Raw genomic sequence first — 18,288 nt, 5'->3', positions numbered from 1 at the left:
AAAACACAGCCCGTATTAATATGCTGTCTTAATAAGTAAGACGGTCAACAACGGGAAGGAGAGGGAAAAAGATTGAATGAATAATCCGATTATAAACGGGAGCTTTGAAACAGGCACATTAGCGGGCTGGAGTTCGGCAAATTCCCAGATTAACAGTTTGTTTGCACATTCAGGGAGATATTCAGCGCAATTTATTGGAGCTCAGCCATATGCTTACCTCAGTCAAATCGTTCCCATTTCAGCCAAGTCAGTGACTCTATTCGTATCACTCGCAACGCTCGGAAATGAGCCAAGTCCCCAAGTCACTCTCCAGATCATCTATGTCAGCGCAGCAGGTGAACAAATCAGTTCCATTCAAGAAAATATCACACCCGGAAATTTGCCGAACGTGCTCTTTCACACATGGTCTGAAATCTATAAAACAAGCAGTGTGCCTTCTGGCGCGGCCTCTGCCGTCATTGTATTAAGTAAAGTTTCTTCCGGCACGGTTTTAATAGACGATGTTTCATTGGCGCAAACCGGGGGTGAACCTGGCGTAACAGGAATTACAGGTCCCACTGGAGTGACGGGCCCCACAGGAGTAACAGGAGCAAGAGGATCGACCGGAGTAACTGGTGCAACGGGATCAACTGGTGCAACCGGGGCATCCGGCCCAACTGGCGCCACAGGACCAACTGGAGTAACAGGGGCGACGGGAGTAACTGGAGCAATCGGGGCAAGAGGAGCGACGGGTGTAACCGGCCCAAACGGAGTAACTGGTCCGACAGGAGTAACTGGAGCTACCGGCTCGACTGGTGTAACAGGAGCAACCGGAACCACGGGCTCAACCGGAGTGACTGGAGTAACAGGCTCAACCGGTGCAACCGGAATAACGGGAACAACCGGAGTGACTGGTGCAACAGGAGCGACCGGGCCAACGGGAGAGGCCGGTCCAACAGGAGTTACTGGCGCAACCGGATCAACAGGCTCAACTGGTGTAACTGGTTCAACAGGAGCAATAGGACCGACTGGGGTAACGGGACCAACCGGACCGACAGGAGAAACCGGCCCAACAGGAATCACGGGTCCAACCGGAGCAACCGGAGCAACTGGAGTAACAGGAGCCACTGGAGTGACTGGAGCAACGGGTGTGACTGGAGCCACAGGAGTAACAGGTTCAACCGGAGAAACGGGTCCAACAGGAGCCACTGGAGTGACTGGCGCAACAGGGGTAACAGGTTCAACCGGAGCAACTGGTCCAACTGGTGTAACGGGAATAACTGGTGTAACAGGACTAACTGGAGTAACAGGAGTAACAGGCCCAACCGGTCCAACGGGTGTGACTGGAGCAACGGGTGTGACTGGAGCAACGGGTGTGACTGGAGCAACTGGAGCAACTGGAGTAACAGGAGTAACGGGTGCAACCGGAGTAACAGGGCCAACAGGCTCAACCGGATCGACCGGAGTAACAGGAGCAACCGGAGCAACCGGTCCAACAGGGTCAACTGGTTCAACCGGAGAAACCGGAGCAACTGGAGTGACTGGAGCAACGGGGATAACAGGAGCAACGGGATCGACAGGCTCAACCGGCACAACCGGTGTAACGGGAGTGACTGGGTCAACGGGGATAACCGGAGCGACTGGAGTAACCGGGGCAACGGGGGTAACTGGAGAAACCGGCCCAACGGGAGAGGCCGGTCCAACCGGATCAACAGGCTCAACCGGAATAACAGGAGCAACAGGACCGACAGGAGCAACCGGTCCAACTGGAGTAACTGGCTCGACCGGGGATACCGGAGCTACTGGAGTAACCGGCCCCGCAGGAGCAACGGGATCAACCGGCGCAACAGGGCCAACAGGTTTAACAGGATCAACAGGAGCAACCGGAACCACGGGCTCAATTGGAGTAACAGGGACGACTGGAGAAACCGGCCCAACAGGGGCAACGGGGGTAACTGGAGAAATCGGCCCAACGGGAGAGACCGGTCCAACCGGAGTAACAGGTCCAACCGGCTCAACAGGTCCAACGGGTGTAACAGGAGCAACCGGGGCAACGGGGATAACCGGATCGACAGGAGCAACAGGAGCAACAGGTCCAAACGGCTCAACAGGTCCAACGGGTGTAACAGGAGCAACCGGGGCAACGGGGATAACCGGATCGACAGGAGCAACAGGAGCAACAGGTGTAACTGGCTCAACAGGCCCAACTGGCTCAACCGGAACAACCGGGGCGACGGGAGTAACCGGATCAACAGGAGTAACAGGCTCAACCGGTGCAACGGGATCGACAGGAGCGACTGGGGTAACTGGGACAACAGGAGTAACCGGTGCAACGGGAGAAACTGGGGCAACCGGAGTAACAGGGGCAACGGGGATAACCGGCGCGACCGGTATAACAGGTCCAACTGGATCGACAGGAGAAACCGGAACCACGGGCTCAACTGGAGTAACAGGGGCGACTGGAGAAACCGGCCTAACCGGAGTAACGGGTCCAACTGGTGTAACGGGATCAACCGGTGTAACTGGGTCAACAGGAGAAACCGGCGCGACCGGTGTAACTGGGTCAACAGGAGAAACCGGCGCGACCGGTGTAACTGGGTCAACAGGAGAAACCGGAGCGACTGGTGTAACTGGGTCAACAGGAATAACCGGAGCGACTGGTGCAACAGGAGTAACAGGCACAACCGGAGAAACCGGTGTAACAGGGCCAACAGGAGAAACCGGCGCGACCGGGGCAACCGGAGCTACTGGAGAAACCGGCCCAACCGGAGCAACGGGGGTAACAGGGGCGACTGGAGAAACCGGGTCAACTGGGGAGACTGGAGCAACGGGGATAACAGGAGCAACCGGCTCAACCGGAGTAACGGGTCTAACTGGTGTAACGGGCTCAACTGGTGTAACGGGCTCAACTGGTGTAACAGGAGAAACGGGATCGACAGGCTCAACCGGCCCAACCGGCACAACCGGTGTAACGGGAGTGACTGGGTCAACGGGGATAACCGGAGCGACAGGAGCAACCGGTCCAACTGGAGTTACTGGGGCAACTGGAGAAACTGGCTCGACTGGAGCAACAGGACCGACAGGACCAACCGGGTCAACTGGGGAGACTGGAGCAACGGGGATAACAGGAGCAACAGGCCCAACCGGAGCAACGGGTTCAACCGGAGTAACAGGTGCAACGGGAGAAACCGGTGCAACGGGAGTAACTGGAGCAACAGGACCGACTGGAGCAACCGGAGCTACTGGAGAAACCGGCCCAACAGGGGCAACGGGGGTAACTGGAGAGACCGGTCCAATCGGAGCAACGGGTTCAACCGGAGAAACTGGAGAGACTGGCTCAACAGGAGCAACCGGAATGACTGGAGTAACAGGAACAACCGGCTCGACTGGTGTAACAGGCCCAACAGGAGAAACTGGGGCAACCGGAGAAACTGGTCCAACCGGGATAACCGGCGCGACTGGCGCAACCGGTGTAACAGGCCCAACCGGCGCAACAGGGCCAACAGGAGAAACTGGAACCACAGGCTCAACCGGAGTAACTGGGGCAGCAGGAGAAACCGGTGCAACGGGAGTAACTGGAGCAACCGGTCCAACTGGAGTTACTGGGGCAACCGGTGTAACTGGAGAAACCGGCCCATCAGGGGCAACGGGGGTAACTGGAGAAATCGGCCAAACGGGAGAGACCGGTCCAACCGGAGTAACAGGAGCAACAGGATCGACTGGCATAACGGGTTCAACCGGCCCAACTGGTGTAACAGGTTCGACCGGAGAAACCGGCCCAACTGGAGTAACAGGTTCAACGGGAGAAACGGGACCAACCGGGGCAACAGGAGCAACCGGTGTAACGGGAGAAACCGGCCCAACGGGAGAGACCGGTCCAACCGGAGAAACGGGTGCAACAGGATCGACAGGACCAACAGGGCCAACAGGTGTAACAGGAGCAACAGGAGCAACCGGAACCACGGGTTCAACCGGAATGACTGGAGTAACAGGAACAACCGGTTCGACTGGTGTAACCGGTGCAACGGGAGAAACTGGCCCAACCGGCGTAACTGGTGCAACAGGAGTGACTGGGTCAACAGGAGAAACCGGCGCGACCGGTGTAACAGGGTCCACAGGAATAACCGGAGCAACGGGATCGACAGGCTCAACCGGCCCAACAGGTGCAACGGGAGTAACTGGAGCGACCGGAGTAACTGGCCCAACAGGAGAAACTGGTGCAACGGGAGAAACCGGCGAAACCGGCGCAACCGGTGTAACAGGGTCAACGGGAGTAACTGGAGCGACCGGAGTAACTGGTGCAACGGGAGAAACTGGCCCAACCGGAGTAACGGGTCCAACTGGTGTAACGGGATCAACAGGTGTAACAGGTGTAACAGGTGTAACGGGATCAACAGGTGTAACAGGTGTAACAGGAGCAACTGGAGTGACTGGAGCAACGGGGATAACCGGAGCAACAGGTGCAACCGGGCTAACTGGAATAACAGGCGCGACGGGCCCAACCGGTGTGACTGGACCAACAGGGGTTACTGGCTCAACAGGAGAAACCGGAGCAACTGGAGCGACTGGCGCAACCGGTACAACCGGCCCGACTGGTGTAACCGGCGCAACAGGGCCAACAGGAGAAACCGGAACCACGGGATCAACCGGAGTAACTGGGGCAGCAGGAGAAACCGGTGCAACGGGAGTAACTGGGGCAGCAGGAGAAACCGGTGCAACGGGAGTAACTGGAGCAACCGGTCCAACTGGAGTTACTGGGGCAACGGGGGTAACCGGAGAAATCGGCCCAACGGGAGAGACCGGTCCAACCGGAGTAACAGGAGCAACAGGATCGACTGGCATAACGGGTTCAACCGGCCCAACTGGTGAAACAGGTTCAACGGGAGAAACGGGACCAACCGGAGCAACCGGAGCCACGGGAGTAACTGGTTCAACTGGAATAACCGGATCGACCGGTCCAACCGGAGCGACTGGGGTAACGGGTGTAACCGGGGGAACGGGAACAACCGGACCGACAGGAGTAACCGGTCCAACTGGAGTTACTGGAGCGACCGGAGCAACAGGTTCAATCGGAGAAACCGGTCCAACCGGGGTAACAGGTTCAACGGGAGTAACTGGAGCAACAGGAGTAACCGGAACCACGGGTTCAACCGGAATAACTGGAGTAACAGGAACAACCGGTTCGACTGGTGTAACTGGAGAAACTGGCCCAACCGGCGCAACAGGGCCAACCGGAGAAACCGGAACCACGGGCTCAACCGGAGTAACAGGGGCAGCAGGAGAAACCGGTGCAACGGGAGTAACTGGAGCAACCGGCCCAACTGGAGTAACAGGTGCAACGGGAGAAACGGGTCCAACCGGAGCAATCGGCTTGACCGGTGTAACAGGCCCAACAGGTGTAACAGGCTCAACCGGAGCAACCGGTGTAACGGGAGAAACCGGTTCAACCGGAGCAACGGGTGCATCCGGGGCGACCGGCGCAACGGGAATAACTGGAGAAACCGGCCCAACTGGGGTCACGGGCTCAACTGGTGTAACAGGTCCAACTGGATCGACTGGTGCAACAGGAGTAACAGGCACAACCGGAGAAACAGGCTCGACCGGGGCAACCGGAGCTACTGGAGTAACCGGCCCAACCGGAGCAACGGGTTCAACCGGAGAAACCGGAACCACGGGTTCAACCGGAGTAACTGGAGCAACAGGACCGACTGGAGCAACCGGAGAAACCGGCTCAACCGGCGCGACTGGGGTAACGGGTATAACCGGAGAAACCGGCGCGACCGGCGCAACGGGAATAACTGGAGAAACCGGAGCAACAGGATCGACTGGGGTAACTGGTGTAACCGGGGGAACGGGAACAACCGGACCGACAGGACCGACAGGAGCAACCGGTCCAACTGGAGTTACTGGAGCGACCGGAGAAACTGGGGCGACGGGAGAAACCGGTCCAACCGGAGTAACAGGAGCAACAGGATCGACTGGCATAACGGGTTCAACCGGCCCAACTGGTGTAACAGGTTCGACCGGAGCAACCGGCCCAACTGGAGTAACAGGTTCAACGGGAGAAACGGGTCCAACCGGAGCAATCGGCTTGACCGGTGTAACAGGCCCAACAGGTGTAACAGGCACCACGGGTTCAACCGGCCCAACAGGAGTAACAGGAGCAACCGGTTCGACTGGTGTAACTGGTGCAACAGGAGAAACCGGAGCGACCGGTGTAACAGGAGAAACTGGCCCAACGGGAGAAACTGGCCCAACGGGAGAAACTGGCCCAACCGGAGTAACGGGTCCAACTGGTGTAACGGGATCAACAGGTGTAACAGGAGAAACCGGAGCAACTGGAGCAACGGGGATAACCGGAGCAACTGGAGCGACTGGCGCAACCGGTACAACCGGCCCGACTGGTGTAACCGGCGCAACCGGAGTAACAGGCCCAACCGGCGCAACAGGGCCAACAGGAGAAACCGGAACCACGGGATCAACCGGAGCAACTGGGGCAGCAGGAGAAACCGGTGCAACGGGAGTAACTGGAGCAACCGGTGTAACAGGAGAAACCGGCCCATCAGGGGCAACGGGGGTAACTGGAGAAACCGGCCCATCAGGGGCAACGGGGGTAACTGGAGAAACCGGCCCATCAGGGGCAACGGGGGTAACTGGAGAAACCGGCCCATCAGGGGCAACGGGGGTAACTGGAGAAACCGGCCCATCAGGGGCAACGTGGGTAACTGGAGAAACCGGCCCATCAGGGGCAACGGGGGTAACTGGAGAAATCGGCCCAACGGGAGAGACTGGTCCAACCGGAGTAACAGGAGCAACAGGATTGACTGGCATAACGGGTTCAACCGGCCCAACAGGAGTAACAGGATCAACCGGTTCGACTGGTGTAACTGGTGCAACAGGAGTGACTGGGTCAACAGGAGAAACCGGCTCGACCGGTGTAACAGGGTCAACAGGAATAACCGGAGCAACTGGAGTGACTGGAGCAACGGGGATAACAGGAGCAACAGGTGCAACCGGGCTAACTGGAATAACAGGCGCGACGGGCCCAACCGGTGTGACTGGACCAACAGGGGTTACTGGCTCAACAGGAGAAACCGGAGCAACTGGATCGACAGGCTCAACCGGTACAACCGGCCCGACTGGTGTAACCGGGGCAACCGGAGTAACGGGCCCAACAGGCCCAACAGGCCCAACAGGCCCAACCGGCGCCACAGGCAGTACACCAACCTTGCTCTTCACAAGAACCAACGGGCCGCTCACTGTTTATCCGCCGTTAAATACAGAAGTTCCCGTTGCTACGCTGGCAATCCCGGTTAATGCTTTGCAGAATGTAAAGCTGGATTATGCACTCAGTGCCGCGTTAACAACTGCAGCGAATTCAAACTTTGTTTTTGAAGTGAGATTATATAGGGGAGCAGTGCAAATTCATACAAGAACTCTGTCGCGAACTAATACTACCGCAGCTACGGATAGTTTTTCGATTGCTGATACAACAGTGGATACAGCGCCGACCGCAGGAACAAATACGTACCAGTTGAGAGTTGTTTTCACAACTGCAAATAATATAACAGCAGCGTCAGCTCTCAATATCGATTTTAACAGCATTCGTTTCCCGACAACCTAATGACAATAGCAGACTGATATTTTAAAGATGAAAGACCTGACTTATGCACAGTTAGGTCTTTTTTCTCTAAAAGCTGTGCATGGTGCAGCCTTAAGAACATTTGAAAATTCGCCCAATAGAAATGGGATTTTGCCACACCTTTTTCTTTTGCGGAAATATTATGCAAGAAGAGGTGGTGTAATGAGAAAAGGAGATACTTGGTATAACAGATACGACTCTTGGGATTACGACTGCCGGAATTGTAATGAGTGCTGCTGTCATTTTCAACATAAAAGAAGAAATCAAAGGCGCAGTTATCAAAAACGGGCCCATTGCTGTGAAGAATTCTGTTGCAAAACCTCTTGCTATCATGAAAGATGGTGTCCATGCTGTCATCCAAATCATTTTCATGTAAGAGGATTCACCGGAGCAACGGGGTGCACCGGAGCAACGGGGTGCACCGGAGCAACAGGGCTGACTGGAGCAACGGGGTTCACTGGAGCAACAGGGCTGACCGGAGCAACGGGGTTCACTGGAGCAACAGGGCTGACTGGAGCAACGGGGTTCACTGGAGCAACAGGGCTGACCGGAGCAACGGGGTTCACTGGAGCAACAGGGCTGACCGGAGCAACGGGGTTTACCGGAGCAACGGGCTCGACTGGTGTAACCGGTGCCACGGGAGCAACCGGCGTCACTGGAGATCCCGGCACGACTGGAGCAACTGGCGCCACGGGAGCCACGGGAGTAACGGGAGCAACCGGGGTAACCGGAGTTACTGGAGTAACGGGCTTGACCGGAGCAACCGGGATCACCGGAGTAACAGGCGCTACCGGAGTAACAGGCGCTACCGGAGTAACAGGCGCTACCGGAGTAACAGGCGCTACCGGAGTAACAGGAGCGACAGGAATAACGGGAGCCACCGGGGTAACAGGCGCTACCGGAGTAACAGGCGCTACCGGAGTAACAGGCGCCACCGGAGTAACAGGCGCCACCGGAGTAACAGGCGCTACCGGAGTAACAGGAGTAACGGGATCAACTGGAGTAACCGGGGTAACGGGAGTAACAGGAGCAACCGGGGTAACCGGAGCCATCGGAGCTACTGGAGTAACGGGCTTAACCGGAGCAACCGGAGCTACTGGATCTACCGGAATAACGGGAGCCACCGGAGTAACAGGAGCAACAGGAGATACTGGATCTACCGGAATAACAGGAGCCACCGGGGTAACAGGAGCCACCGGAGTAACAGGTGCTACCGGAGTAACAGGAGCCACCGGAGTAACAGGTGCTACCGGAGTAACAGGGGCTATCGGAGTAACAGGTGCTACCGGAGTAACAGGGGCTATCGGAGTAACAGGTGCTACCGGAGTAACAGGCGCTACCGGAGATACTGGATCTACCGGAATAACAGGAGCGACCGGAGTAACAGGAGCAACCGGGGTAACGGGAGTAACCGGAGCAACAGGAGCCACCGGAGTAACAGGTGCTACCGGAGTAACAGGCGCCACCGGGATAACGGGAGCCACTGGGATCACCGGAGCTACTGGAGTAACGGGCTTGACCGGAGCAACCGGGATAACGGGAGTAACAGGAGCTACAGGAGCCACCGGAGTAACAGGTGCTACCGGAGTAACAGGCGCCACCGGGATAACGGGAGCCACTGGGATCACCGGAGCTACTGGAGTAACGGGCTTGACCGGAGCAACCGGGATAACGGGAGTAACAGGAGCTACAGGAGCTACAGGATTAACGGGAGCAACCGGAGTAACAGGCGCCACCGGGATAACGGGAGTAACAGGAGCTACAGGAGCTACAGGATTAACGGGAGCAACCGGGGTAACAGGTGCTACCGGAGTAACGGGAGCAACCGGGATCACCGGAGCTACTGGAGTAACAGGCGCCACCGGGGTAACGGGAGTAACAGGAGCGACAGGAATAACGGGAGCCACCGGAGTCACCGGAGTAACAGGCGCCACCGGGGATACTGGAGCGACCGGAATAACCGGAGCAACCGGAGCTACTGGATCTACCGGAATAACCGGAGCGACCGGAATAACCGGAGCTACCGGAGTAACAGGAGCGACCGGAATAACGGGAGCCCCCGGGGTAACAGGCGCTACCGGAGTAACAGGCGCTACCGGAGTAACAGGCGCCACCGGGGTAACAGGCGCCACCGGGGTAACGGGAGTAACCGGAGTAACGGGATCAACTGGAGTAACCGGGGTAACGGGAGTAACTGGAGCAACAGGAGCAACCGGAGTAACAGGCGCTACCGGAGTAACAGGGGCTATCGGAGTAACAGGGGCTACCGGAGCGACCGGGGTAACCGGAGCTACCGGAGTAACAGGTGCTACCGGAGAAACGGGAGCCACCGGGGATACTGGAGCCACTGGGATAACGGGAGCCACTGGGATCACCGGAGCGACAGGAGTAACGGGCTTGACCGGAGCCACCGGAGATACTGGATCTACCGGAATAACGGGAGCCACCGGAATAACAGGAGCCACCGGGATCACCGGAGTAACGGGAGCAACTGGAGTAACCGGAGTAACAGGCGCCACCGGAGTAACAGGAGTAACAGGCGCCACCGGAGTAACAGGAGCGACAGGAATAACGGGAGCCACCGGAGTAACGGGAGTAACCGGAGTAACGGGATCAACTGGAGTAACCGGAGAAACGGGAGCAACCGGGATCACCGGAGTCACTGGAGTAACCGGAGAAACGGGAGCAACCGGGATAACGGGAGCAACCGGGATAACGGGAGCCACCGGAGTAACCGGAGTAACCGGGATCACCGGAGTAACGGGATCAACTGGAGTAACCGGAGTAACCGGAGTAACAGGCGCCACCGGAGTAACAGGCGCAACTGGGATCACCGGAGCAGGCGCGATCATTCCTTATGCTTCAGGTCTTCCCACTGCCGTGACGACCATTGCCGGCGGATTAATCGGAACGGTGAGCCTTGTCGGGTTCGGCAATTCTGTGACGGGCGTCAATGTCGGAGGGGGAGGCGCAATTGATCTTACCGGGGCTGGAGGAACTCTGCTGAACTTTGCTTTTTCTGCTCCGAGAAGCGGAACCATTACATCAATTGCCGCCTATTTCAGTACAACCGCAGCATTGTCGCTTGTCGGCTCGACTGTTACGATAACCGCACAACTATACAGTTCTACTGTGCCGAACAATACGTTCACGCCGATCCCCGGAGCATCCGTCACTTTAGCTCCTCCCCTCACCGGCGTATTGTCAATCGGCAGCATCAGCAACGGAATCACGACAGGGCTGAACATTGCGGTAACTCCTCAAACCCGGCTGTTAATGGTATTCTCCGCCACTGCGACAGGCCTTTCGCTTATTAATACAGTGGCGGGATATGCAAGCGCGGGAGTTACAATTTCCTGATAGATTGCAGACTGACTTCGGTCAGTCTTTTTTATGTGTTATATCAATTGTGTAAAAGTAAATATATACCTATCATCACCTTTTTGGTAAGCCGCAAGAGAAAAAGATCACGAAAATTCTCAAAAATGAGAAATAAAGATTTGAAAAATGGTATGATTTTAGGAGGAAAGGACGGCTGGTGCTGTGTTGGAAGCGAAGCGGTTTTATGTCTCTCTGCAAATGAAAATCGCCGGATTAATTACGGCTTTATTAATACTTGTTATCGGAACGCTCACGGTTATATTTGCCTTTCAGCAATTAAAGGAAGGGCAGAAGCAGGCTGAACAGCTGGCGGTGCAAACGGCAAAAACCATTTCATACATGCCTCCCGTAAAAGAGGCGTTCCGGCTTGCGGATCAAGAGGCTTTTACAAAGTTAGACGTCATTGAACAAATGAAAGAACAGGCAGGCGCGCACGCCGTCTACATCACTGATCAAAAAGGGCATGTTGCATTTCATTCGGCCCGAAGCAGTATTCCGAAAGAAAATCAAAATCTGCAAAACAAAACCGTCATGTTCGGCGGGTCTCCGGTTTCCGACGGAATGAAGGCCGTCCGGGGAAGCGCCCCGGTTATTTTGGAGGAAAAAAATCATAACGAAGTCGTCGGAACGGTGACAGTCGAGTTTCTACAAGATGAGATAGAAAAAGATATGAAAGCGCATCTGCGGCATTTAGGCTATTTTGCATGTTTGGTGTTTCTTATCGGCATCGGGGGAGCGGCGGCGCTCGCAAAAAGCATCCGTAAAGATACACTCGGCCTTGAACCGCATGAAATTGCAGCGCTGTACAGGGAACGCAATGCGATGCTCCTTGCGATTAAAGAAGGGATTATCGCCGTAAACAAAGAAGGCGCGGTAACCATGATGAATTTATCTGCGGCTGATATGCTGAATCTTCCGGAACCGATGATCGGAAGGCATATAAAAGAAATCATGCCGGGCGCAAAGCTCATGCCGGTGTTGGCAGGGGGAGAATTACCGCCGAACGTGGAGGTGCGTGCCGGAGATAAAGTATTTATCTTAAATGTGAAAGAAATGAAACAGACCGGACAAGTATACGGAGCGGTGATCAGCTTCCGCGAAAAAACGGAGCTCAAGAAACTGATCAACAAGCTGACTGAAATGAAAAAATACTCGGAGGATCTCCGGGCGCAAACGCATGAATTCTCGAATAAGCTTTACGCGATACTCGGTCTGTTAGAGCTGGGAGAATATAATGAAGCCATTGAACTGATAAAAGAAGAGTACGCCATCCAGAATGAACAGCATGAAATCCTCTTTCAAAACATTCATTCACAGCGGGTTCAGGCCATACTATTAGGAAAAATGGGAAAGGCGTCTGAGAAGAAAGTGAAGCTTTCAATAGATGAAAACAGCTTTTTAGAATCGCTGCCGGAGCATGTGGGTTCATCCCAGCTCATTACGATCATCGGAAATCTTATTGATAACGCTTTCGAAGCCGTCGCCGAAAAAGAGAAAAAAGAGGTATCCTTTTTCATGACCGATATCGGCAGGGATATCGTCATCGAAGTGGCGGACTCAGGAGACGGCGTGCCTCAGGAAAAAACAGAAACGATATTTGAAAAGGGCTACTCTTCAAAGGGGACTAGGAGAGGATACGGCTTAGCCAATCTGAAAGAAGCCGTCAGTGAATTGCAGGGATCGATAGAGATTTCGCAGCAAAAGAGCGGCGGTGCTGTATTTACGGTGTTTATACCGAAAGAAAGGCCAAAGGGGGAATCGGTGTGATTAACATCGCGATTGCAGAGGACGACTTTCGAATAGCGCAAATCCATGAAAAATTTATCGAACATCTTGATGGATTCAATGTCATCGGCAAAGCAATCAATGCCAAAGACACTATATCGCTGCTTGAGAAACGGCAGCCTGATCTGCTGCTTTTGGATATTTATATGCCGGATGAGCTGGGGACAGATCTGCTCCCGCTTATCCGCGGCCGTTTTCCTTCCGTTGATATCATCATTATTACGGCTTCTGCCGAAACAAGGCTGCTGCAGGAAGCGCTCAGATCAGGCGTTTCCCACTATGTCATAAAACCGGTGTCGGCACATAAATTTACAGAAGTGCTTTTGCAGTACCGTGAAAAAAGAGAATGGCTGCACTCACAGCCGGAGCTCAGCCAGTCTGTGATCGACATGTTTTTCGGAAGCGGTCAGAAAGAACAAAAACAGCACAATGATCTGCCGACAGGCATTAATTCGATTACGCTTCAAAAAATCAAAAACGCGCTCAGAACGGCCCAAAAAGGGATGACGGCTGAAGAACTGGGAGAAAAAATGGGCGCCTCCAGAACAACGGCGCGGCGCTACGCCGAGTTTCTCGTTTCTCGGGAAGAAGCGCTCGCTGAATTAGAGTACGGCATTATCGGCAGGCCGGAACGGAAATATTATTTAGCACATGAATAAGGGATGGGAGAAATGAAGCGGTTGGGAGTGCTTCTTGTCATGCTGGCGGCGCTGGTTTCTTTTGACGGACGGCAGATGGAGGGCTTCCGCTCAGCTGAAGGGCCGGTTGAAATTGTCGTCCCGGCAGCGCCTCAAGGGGGCTGGGACGTAACGGCAAAAGCTTTGCAATCGGTAATAGAGCGGAAGCAAATATTAGGCCGGCCCGTAAAGATCATCTATAAACCCGGCGGAGGCGGAGACAGCGGCTGGAAATATGTAAACGAACGAAAAACGGATGTCATCAGTATGAATTCAAGCCTGCTGTTAAGCAATGAAATTTTGGGACAAAGCCGGCTGAAGGCAGCTGATTTTACGCCTTTGGCCATTATCGCAAAAGAGTGGCAGACCGTCGCTCTTCCCAAGGATTCAAAGATAAAAAGCGGAAAGCGGCTGCTCGGCGATATTAAAGCAAATCCGGGCGGCATAAAAATCGGATTTGCGCCCGGCCTCGGAAATGATGACCAGCTCTCCTTTGCGAGAGCGGCGGAAATGGCCGGAATTTCTCCGTTTGATATCCGCTTTTTTCAATACGGAAGCAGCAATGAAGTCATTGAAGCTCTTATCAGTCACGAGATAGACGCCGCCTCAATGACCATTTCAGAAGCGAGAGACGCCTATCGGAAAGGGAAAATCACATTGGCGGCCGTTACGTCTGACAAAAGGCTCTCCGGCTTCAGCGATGTGCCGACATGGAAAGAGCAGGGGGTGCCGTTTGTCTTTGCGCACTGGAGAGGCATCATGGGGCCGAAAGACATGACCGAAGGCGAGATCGCCTATTGGGATCAGGCTTTGAAACAGATTACTTCATCCGCGGAGTGGAAGCAAATGTTGAAAAAACGGGATTGGGAGAGCTTTTATAAAAACAGCAGCGGCGCAAAACGCTTTTTAGAAGAGCAGACCGAGTTCTATAAAGAGATGATGAGCAGCGAAAAATAAGCCTTCCGCATATTTGCGGAAGGCTTTTGATTTATAAATGAACAAAATGAACGAAAAGGTTATAAAAAATTAAAAATCTTTAAAATCCAAAATATTTACTTCAATATCCAATTCTCATAAGATAGCAAAAAGGCGGATAAAGGGGATCGGGCCTTTAAAATGTAAGCGTATTCATAATAAGGGGGACATACTGTGTTAGCAATCTTAGGCTTTCTTATGATGCTTGTTTTTATGGTGCTGATTATGACAAAACGGCTTTCAGTGTTAACGGCGCTCGTATTAACGCCGATCGTGTTTGCGCTGATTGCCGGGTTTTCTTTTAACCGGGTCGGCGAGATGATGATCTCCGGCATTGAACAGGTGGCGCCGATCGCAGTGATGATTATGTTTGCGATTCTTTATTTCGGCATTATGATTGATACCGGTTTATTTGATCCGATGGTGTCGCGTATTTTAAAGCTGGTTAAAGGCGACCCGCTCAAAATTGTGGTCGGAACAGCCGTTTTGACCATGCTTGTCGCACTGGACGGAGACGGCTCGACGACGTATATGATTACGACAAGTGCAATGCTGCCTTTGTATATCATGCTCGGAATCCGTCCGATTATTTTAGCGGGAATCGCCGGGGTCGGCATGGGTATCATGAACACGATACCATGGGGCGGCGCGACGCCGCGTGCGGCGAGTGCGCTCGGCGTTGACCCGGCAGAGCTGACGGGGCCGATGCTGCCCGTCATCGCGAGCGGAATGGTGTGTATGATTGTGGTCGCTTATGTACTCGGAAGGATGGAAAGGAAACGGCTCGGGGTGATCGAATTAAAACAGCCGTCCCATACAAATGAAACGGCTGCGGCTGCGGAAGATGAATGGAAGCGGCCGAAACTGTGGTGGTTCAATTTACTGTTAACGCTTTCTTTAGTGGGATTTTTAGTGTCAGGAAAAGTGAATTTAACCGTGCTGTTCATCATTGCGTTTTGTATCGCGCTGATTGTCAACTATCCGAAACTTAACGATCAAAGGGAGCGCATTTCAGCCCATTCGAGCAATGTGCTTGCGATCGGTTCGATGATTTTTGCCGCAGGCGTGTTTACCGGAATTTTAACGGGGACGAAGATGGTTGATGAAATGGCCATTTCCCTCGTATCGCTTATTCCGGAACAGATGGGAGGTTTTATTCCGGCGATTGTTGCCTTAACGAGCGGTATCTTTACGTTTCTGATGCCTAATGACGCCTATTTTTACGGCGTGCTGCCCATTTTATCTGAGACCGCCGTGGCGTACGGTGTAGATAAGGTGGAAATCGCCCGCGCTTCGATTATCGGCCAGCCGATTCATATGTTAAGCCCGCTCGTGCCGTCGACGCATTTATTAGTCGGGCTTGCCGGGGTCACCATTGATGAACACCAGAAATTTGCGATGAAATGGGCGGTTCTTGCCGTTATCGTCATGACGGCCTTTGCGCTCATCATCGGCGCAATCACGATTTTTTAACATAAAACACCCGGTTCGTCGCACACTAAAGGCATCAGAGGAGGTGCCATGATGAGTGATCCGTTTATGCCGCTTTTTTCAGTGAGAAGCGGCGCCGGTTTTAAAGCGGCGGACGGCGTTTACGGACTGACCGTGCAGATTGCGAATGTTTACTTTATCGAAAATCCCTCAGCTCCGCGGGAAATCATTCTGGTTGACGCGGGAATGCCTCAATCGGCGGAGATGATAACAGAAGAAATGAAACGCCGATTCAAAGAGGGGTATGAGCTGAAGGCGGTCATTTTGACACACGGTCATTTTGATCATGTCGGTGCGATTGAAGAACTGCTTGAGCTTTGGGATGTGCCGGTTTACATTCATGAAAAGGAGCTCCCGTACGTCACGGGGAAAGCGGATTATCCGCCTGCCAGGCCCGATGCGAAAAAAGGGCTTGTCGCAAAGCTGTCACCGCTGTTTCCGCGCCATACGATCCGCATTCCGTCCGTTCAGGCACTGCCTTCAGACGGTACCGTTCCGTTTCTTGAGGAATGGAGATGGGTGCATACGCCCGGCCACACACCCGGCCATATTTCATTATTCCGGGATAAAGACCGCGTGCTGCTTGCCGGTGATGCCGTGATCACTGTTGAACAGGAATCGCTTGCGGACGTTGTCATACAAAAGCAAGAGCTTCACGGGCCGCCCGCCTATTTTACAGCGGATACGCAGACGGCGGCCGCATCCGTTCAGAAACTGGCGGAACTGGAGCCGGAAGCGCTTTTGACGGGTCACGGAATTCCGATGACGGGAAAAAACTACCGTGAGGATTTGCTTACACTGGCTGAAAAACTGCATTCCGTTTTGTGAAACACCTGCGAAAATCACAGGTGTTTTTTCTTTGCAGTTTCCAGTATGATACAAAAAAACCATTGTGTTCACACCTAAAAACGATACAATGGGAAACAGATGTAAATTGAAGGAGAGAGTTTTTTGAAACATACGGAAATACTTTGGGATGAGGCGAAGGATTTTATTGATGTCTGCTATCGGGAACTCGGAATGGAATCGCAAATCAACGCGCGACTGCACGCGATAAAAGATGAGATAGAGCGGACGGGAAGTTACGTCCATACGGCGGAAGAGCTTGAACACGGGGCGAAAATGGCGTGGCGCAACAGCAACCGCTGTATCGGGCGTCTGTTCTGGCAATCGCTGAACGTCATTGACCGGCGCAATGTGAACACGAAAGAAGAGGTGCGTGACGCATTATTTGAACATATTGAAATCGCCACGAACGGCGGAAAAATTAAACCGACGATTACGATTTTCCCTCCTGAGAAGAATGGGGAGAAACAAGTGGAAATCTGGAATCACCAGCTCATCCGCTATGCGGGATATGAGACTGAAAAAGGAAGAGTCGGTGATCCGGCATCATATGAGCTGACGGCTGTTTGCGAAAAACTCGGCTGGCGCGGGAAGCGGACCGATTTTGATATTCTGCCGCTGCTTTTCCGGATGAAAGGGGACGGGCAGCCGGTCTGGTATGACCTGCCTCAGACGCTCGTGAAAGAAGTGCCGATCACCCATCCGGATATTGAAGAGTTTGCCGATTTAAATCTCAGATGGTACGGGGTTCCGATTATCGCCGATATGAGGCTTGAAATCGGTGGACTGTCGTACAACGCGGCGCCTTTTAACGGATGGTATATGGGAACCGAAATCGGCGCAAGGAATCTTGCTGACGAAAAGCGGTATGATATGCTCAAAAAAGCCGCTTCGGTCATGGGGATTTCCGCCAGCCTGAATACTGACCTGTGGAAAGATCAGGTGCTGGTGGAACTGAATAAGGCAGTGCTCTATTCATACAAAAAACACGGTGTCAGCATTGTCGATCACCATACGGCCGCGAATCAATTTAAGCGCTTTGAAGAACAGGAACAAGACGCGGGCAGAAAGCTGACGGGCGACTGGACCTGGCTGATTCCGCCGATCTCGCCGGCTTCCACCCACATTTTTCATAAATCATATGACGATACGATTGTGAAGCCGAATTATTTTTATCAGGACAAGCCTTATCAGTAACTGATGGAAAAGGTGCGGTACCCTTTCAGACGGTGTGATTCTTCGATGGTTACGTTTGTGACATTTGAGAAGGGGCTGCCTTTTCTGACCGCTTCGGCAAATTGTTTTAACGACTCTTCAGGGCCTTCGGCAAGGATTTCCACCCGGCCGTCATCACGGTTTTTTACCCAGCCGGCTATCTTATGTCTGTCGGCTTCCATCTGGACGAAGTAGCGAAAACCTACGCCCTGAACCCGGCCGTCTGCAATCATATGATACTGAAGCATGGAAAAACCACCTTTTTCTTACTATGATAAAGGAAAGATAGGATATTTC

9 protein-coding genes are annotated in these 18,288 nt (G+C 53.7%); 8 read left to right on the top strand and 1 reads right to left on the bottom strand.

Going from position 1 to position 18,288, the window contains the following annotated elements; genetic code table 11:
- Nucleotides 1–76: 76 nt before the first annotated feature.
- The 8 genes from MJQ52_RS07820 (at nucleotide 77) to nosA (ending at nucleotide 17,973) form a co-directional block, all read left to right on the top strand.
- Complete coding sequence (locus MJQ52_RS07820) at nucleotides 77–7,603, top strand: NTTRR-F1 domain (protein ID WP_434181914.1); 7,527 nt, start codon at nucleotides 77–79, stop codon at nucleotides 7,601–7,603.
- Between the two features lie 180 nt (nucleotides 7,604–7,783).
- The gene (locus MJQ52_RS07815; protein ID WP_094247163.1) at nucleotides 7,784–10,981 is read left to right on the top strand and encodes a hypothetical protein; all 3,198 of its coding nucleotides are present in this window, start codon (nucleotides 7,784–7,786) and stop codon (nucleotides 10,979–10,981) included.
- Nucleotides 10,982–11,164: 183 nt separating this feature from the next.
- Nucleotides 11,165–12,769 carry a sensor histidine kinase gene (locus MJQ52_RS07810; protein ID WP_003155621.1) on the top strand — a complete coding sequence of 535 codons (1,605 nt, stop codon included), beginning with the start codon at nucleotides 11,165–11,167 and terminating at the stop codon, nucleotides 12,767–12,769.
- Nucleotides 12,766–13,446 (top strand): response regulator, encoded by a 681-nt coding sequence (locus MJQ52_RS07805; protein WP_046559422.1) that lies wholly within the window; start codon nucleotides 12,766–12,768, stop codon nucleotides 13,444–13,446. Before MJQ52_RS07810 ends, MJQ52_RS07805 begins: the two co-directional genes overlap by 4 nt.
- 12 nt (nucleotides 13,447–13,458) lie before the next feature.
- On the top strand, nucleotides 13,459–14,421 hold the full coding sequence (locus tag MJQ52_RS07800) for a tripartite tricarboxylate transporter substrate binding protein (protein ID WP_032868872.1): 963 nt from the start codon (nucleotides 13,459–13,461) through the stop codon (nucleotides 14,419–14,421).
- Between the two features lie 192 nt (nucleotides 14,422–14,613).
- Nucleotides 14,614–15,912: a citrate:proton symporter gene (locus tag MJQ52_RS07795; protein ID WP_003155615.1), complete on the top strand. Its 1,299-nt coding sequence runs from the start codon at nucleotides 14,614–14,616 to the stop codon at nucleotides 15,910–15,912.
- A 51-nt stretch (nucleotides 15,913–15,963) separates the two neighbouring features.
- Nucleotides 15,964–16,758, top strand: a complete 795-nt coding sequence (locus MJQ52_RS07790) for an MBL fold metallo-hydrolase (protein ID WP_031378875.1) — start codon at nucleotides 15,964–15,966, stop codon at nucleotides 16,756–16,758.
- 123 nt (nucleotides 16,759–16,881) lie between these two features.
- Entirely contained in the window at nucleotides 16,882–17,973 is a 1,092-nt protein-coding gene (gene nosA, locus MJQ52_RS07785; protein WP_015417020.1) for a nitric oxide synthase, read from the top strand.
- Here nosA and MJQ52_RS07780 read toward each other — a convergent pair.
- The gene (locus MJQ52_RS07780) at nucleotides 17,967–18,239 is read right to left on the bottom strand and encodes an acylphosphatase (protein ID WP_003155611.1); all 273 of its coding nucleotides are present in this window, start codon (nucleotides 18,237–18,239) and stop codon (nucleotides 17,967–17,969) included. The two genes, nosA and MJQ52_RS07780, sit on opposite strands and share 7 nt — an antisense overlap.
- Nucleotides 18,240–18,288: the final 49 nt, after the last annotated feature.

The sequence above is a fragment of the Bacillus sp. jun7 genome, assembly GCF_051034795.1.
In the GTDB taxonomy this organism is placed as follows: Bacteria; Bacillota; Bacilli; order Bacillales; family Bacillaceae; genus Bacillus; species Bacillus velezensis.
This window is presented reverse-complemented; position numbering and strand designations above follow the sequence as displayed.

Bases quoted from the DNA above. Each gene is read 5' to 3' on its own strand.
- MJQ52_RS07820 (WP_434181914.1), top strand. From the start codon at position 77: ATGAATAATCCGATTATAAACGGGAGCTTTGAAACAGGCACATTAGCG.
- MJQ52_RS07815 (WP_094247163.1), top strand. From the start codon at position 7,784: ATGAGAAAAGGAGATACTTGGTATAACAGATACGACTCTTGGGATTAC.
- MJQ52_RS07800 (WP_032868872.1), top strand. From the start codon at position 13,459: ATGAAGCGGTTGGGAGTGCTTCTTGTCATGCTGGCGGCGCTGGTTTCT.
- MJQ52_RS07790 (WP_031378875.1), top strand. From the start codon at position 15,964: ATGAGTGATCCGTTTATGCCGCTTTTTTCAGTGAGAAGCGGCGCCGGT.
- MJQ52_RS07780 (WP_003155611.1), bottom strand. From the start codon at position 18,239: ATGCTTCAGTATCATATGATTGCAGACGGCCGGGTTCAGGGCGTAGGT.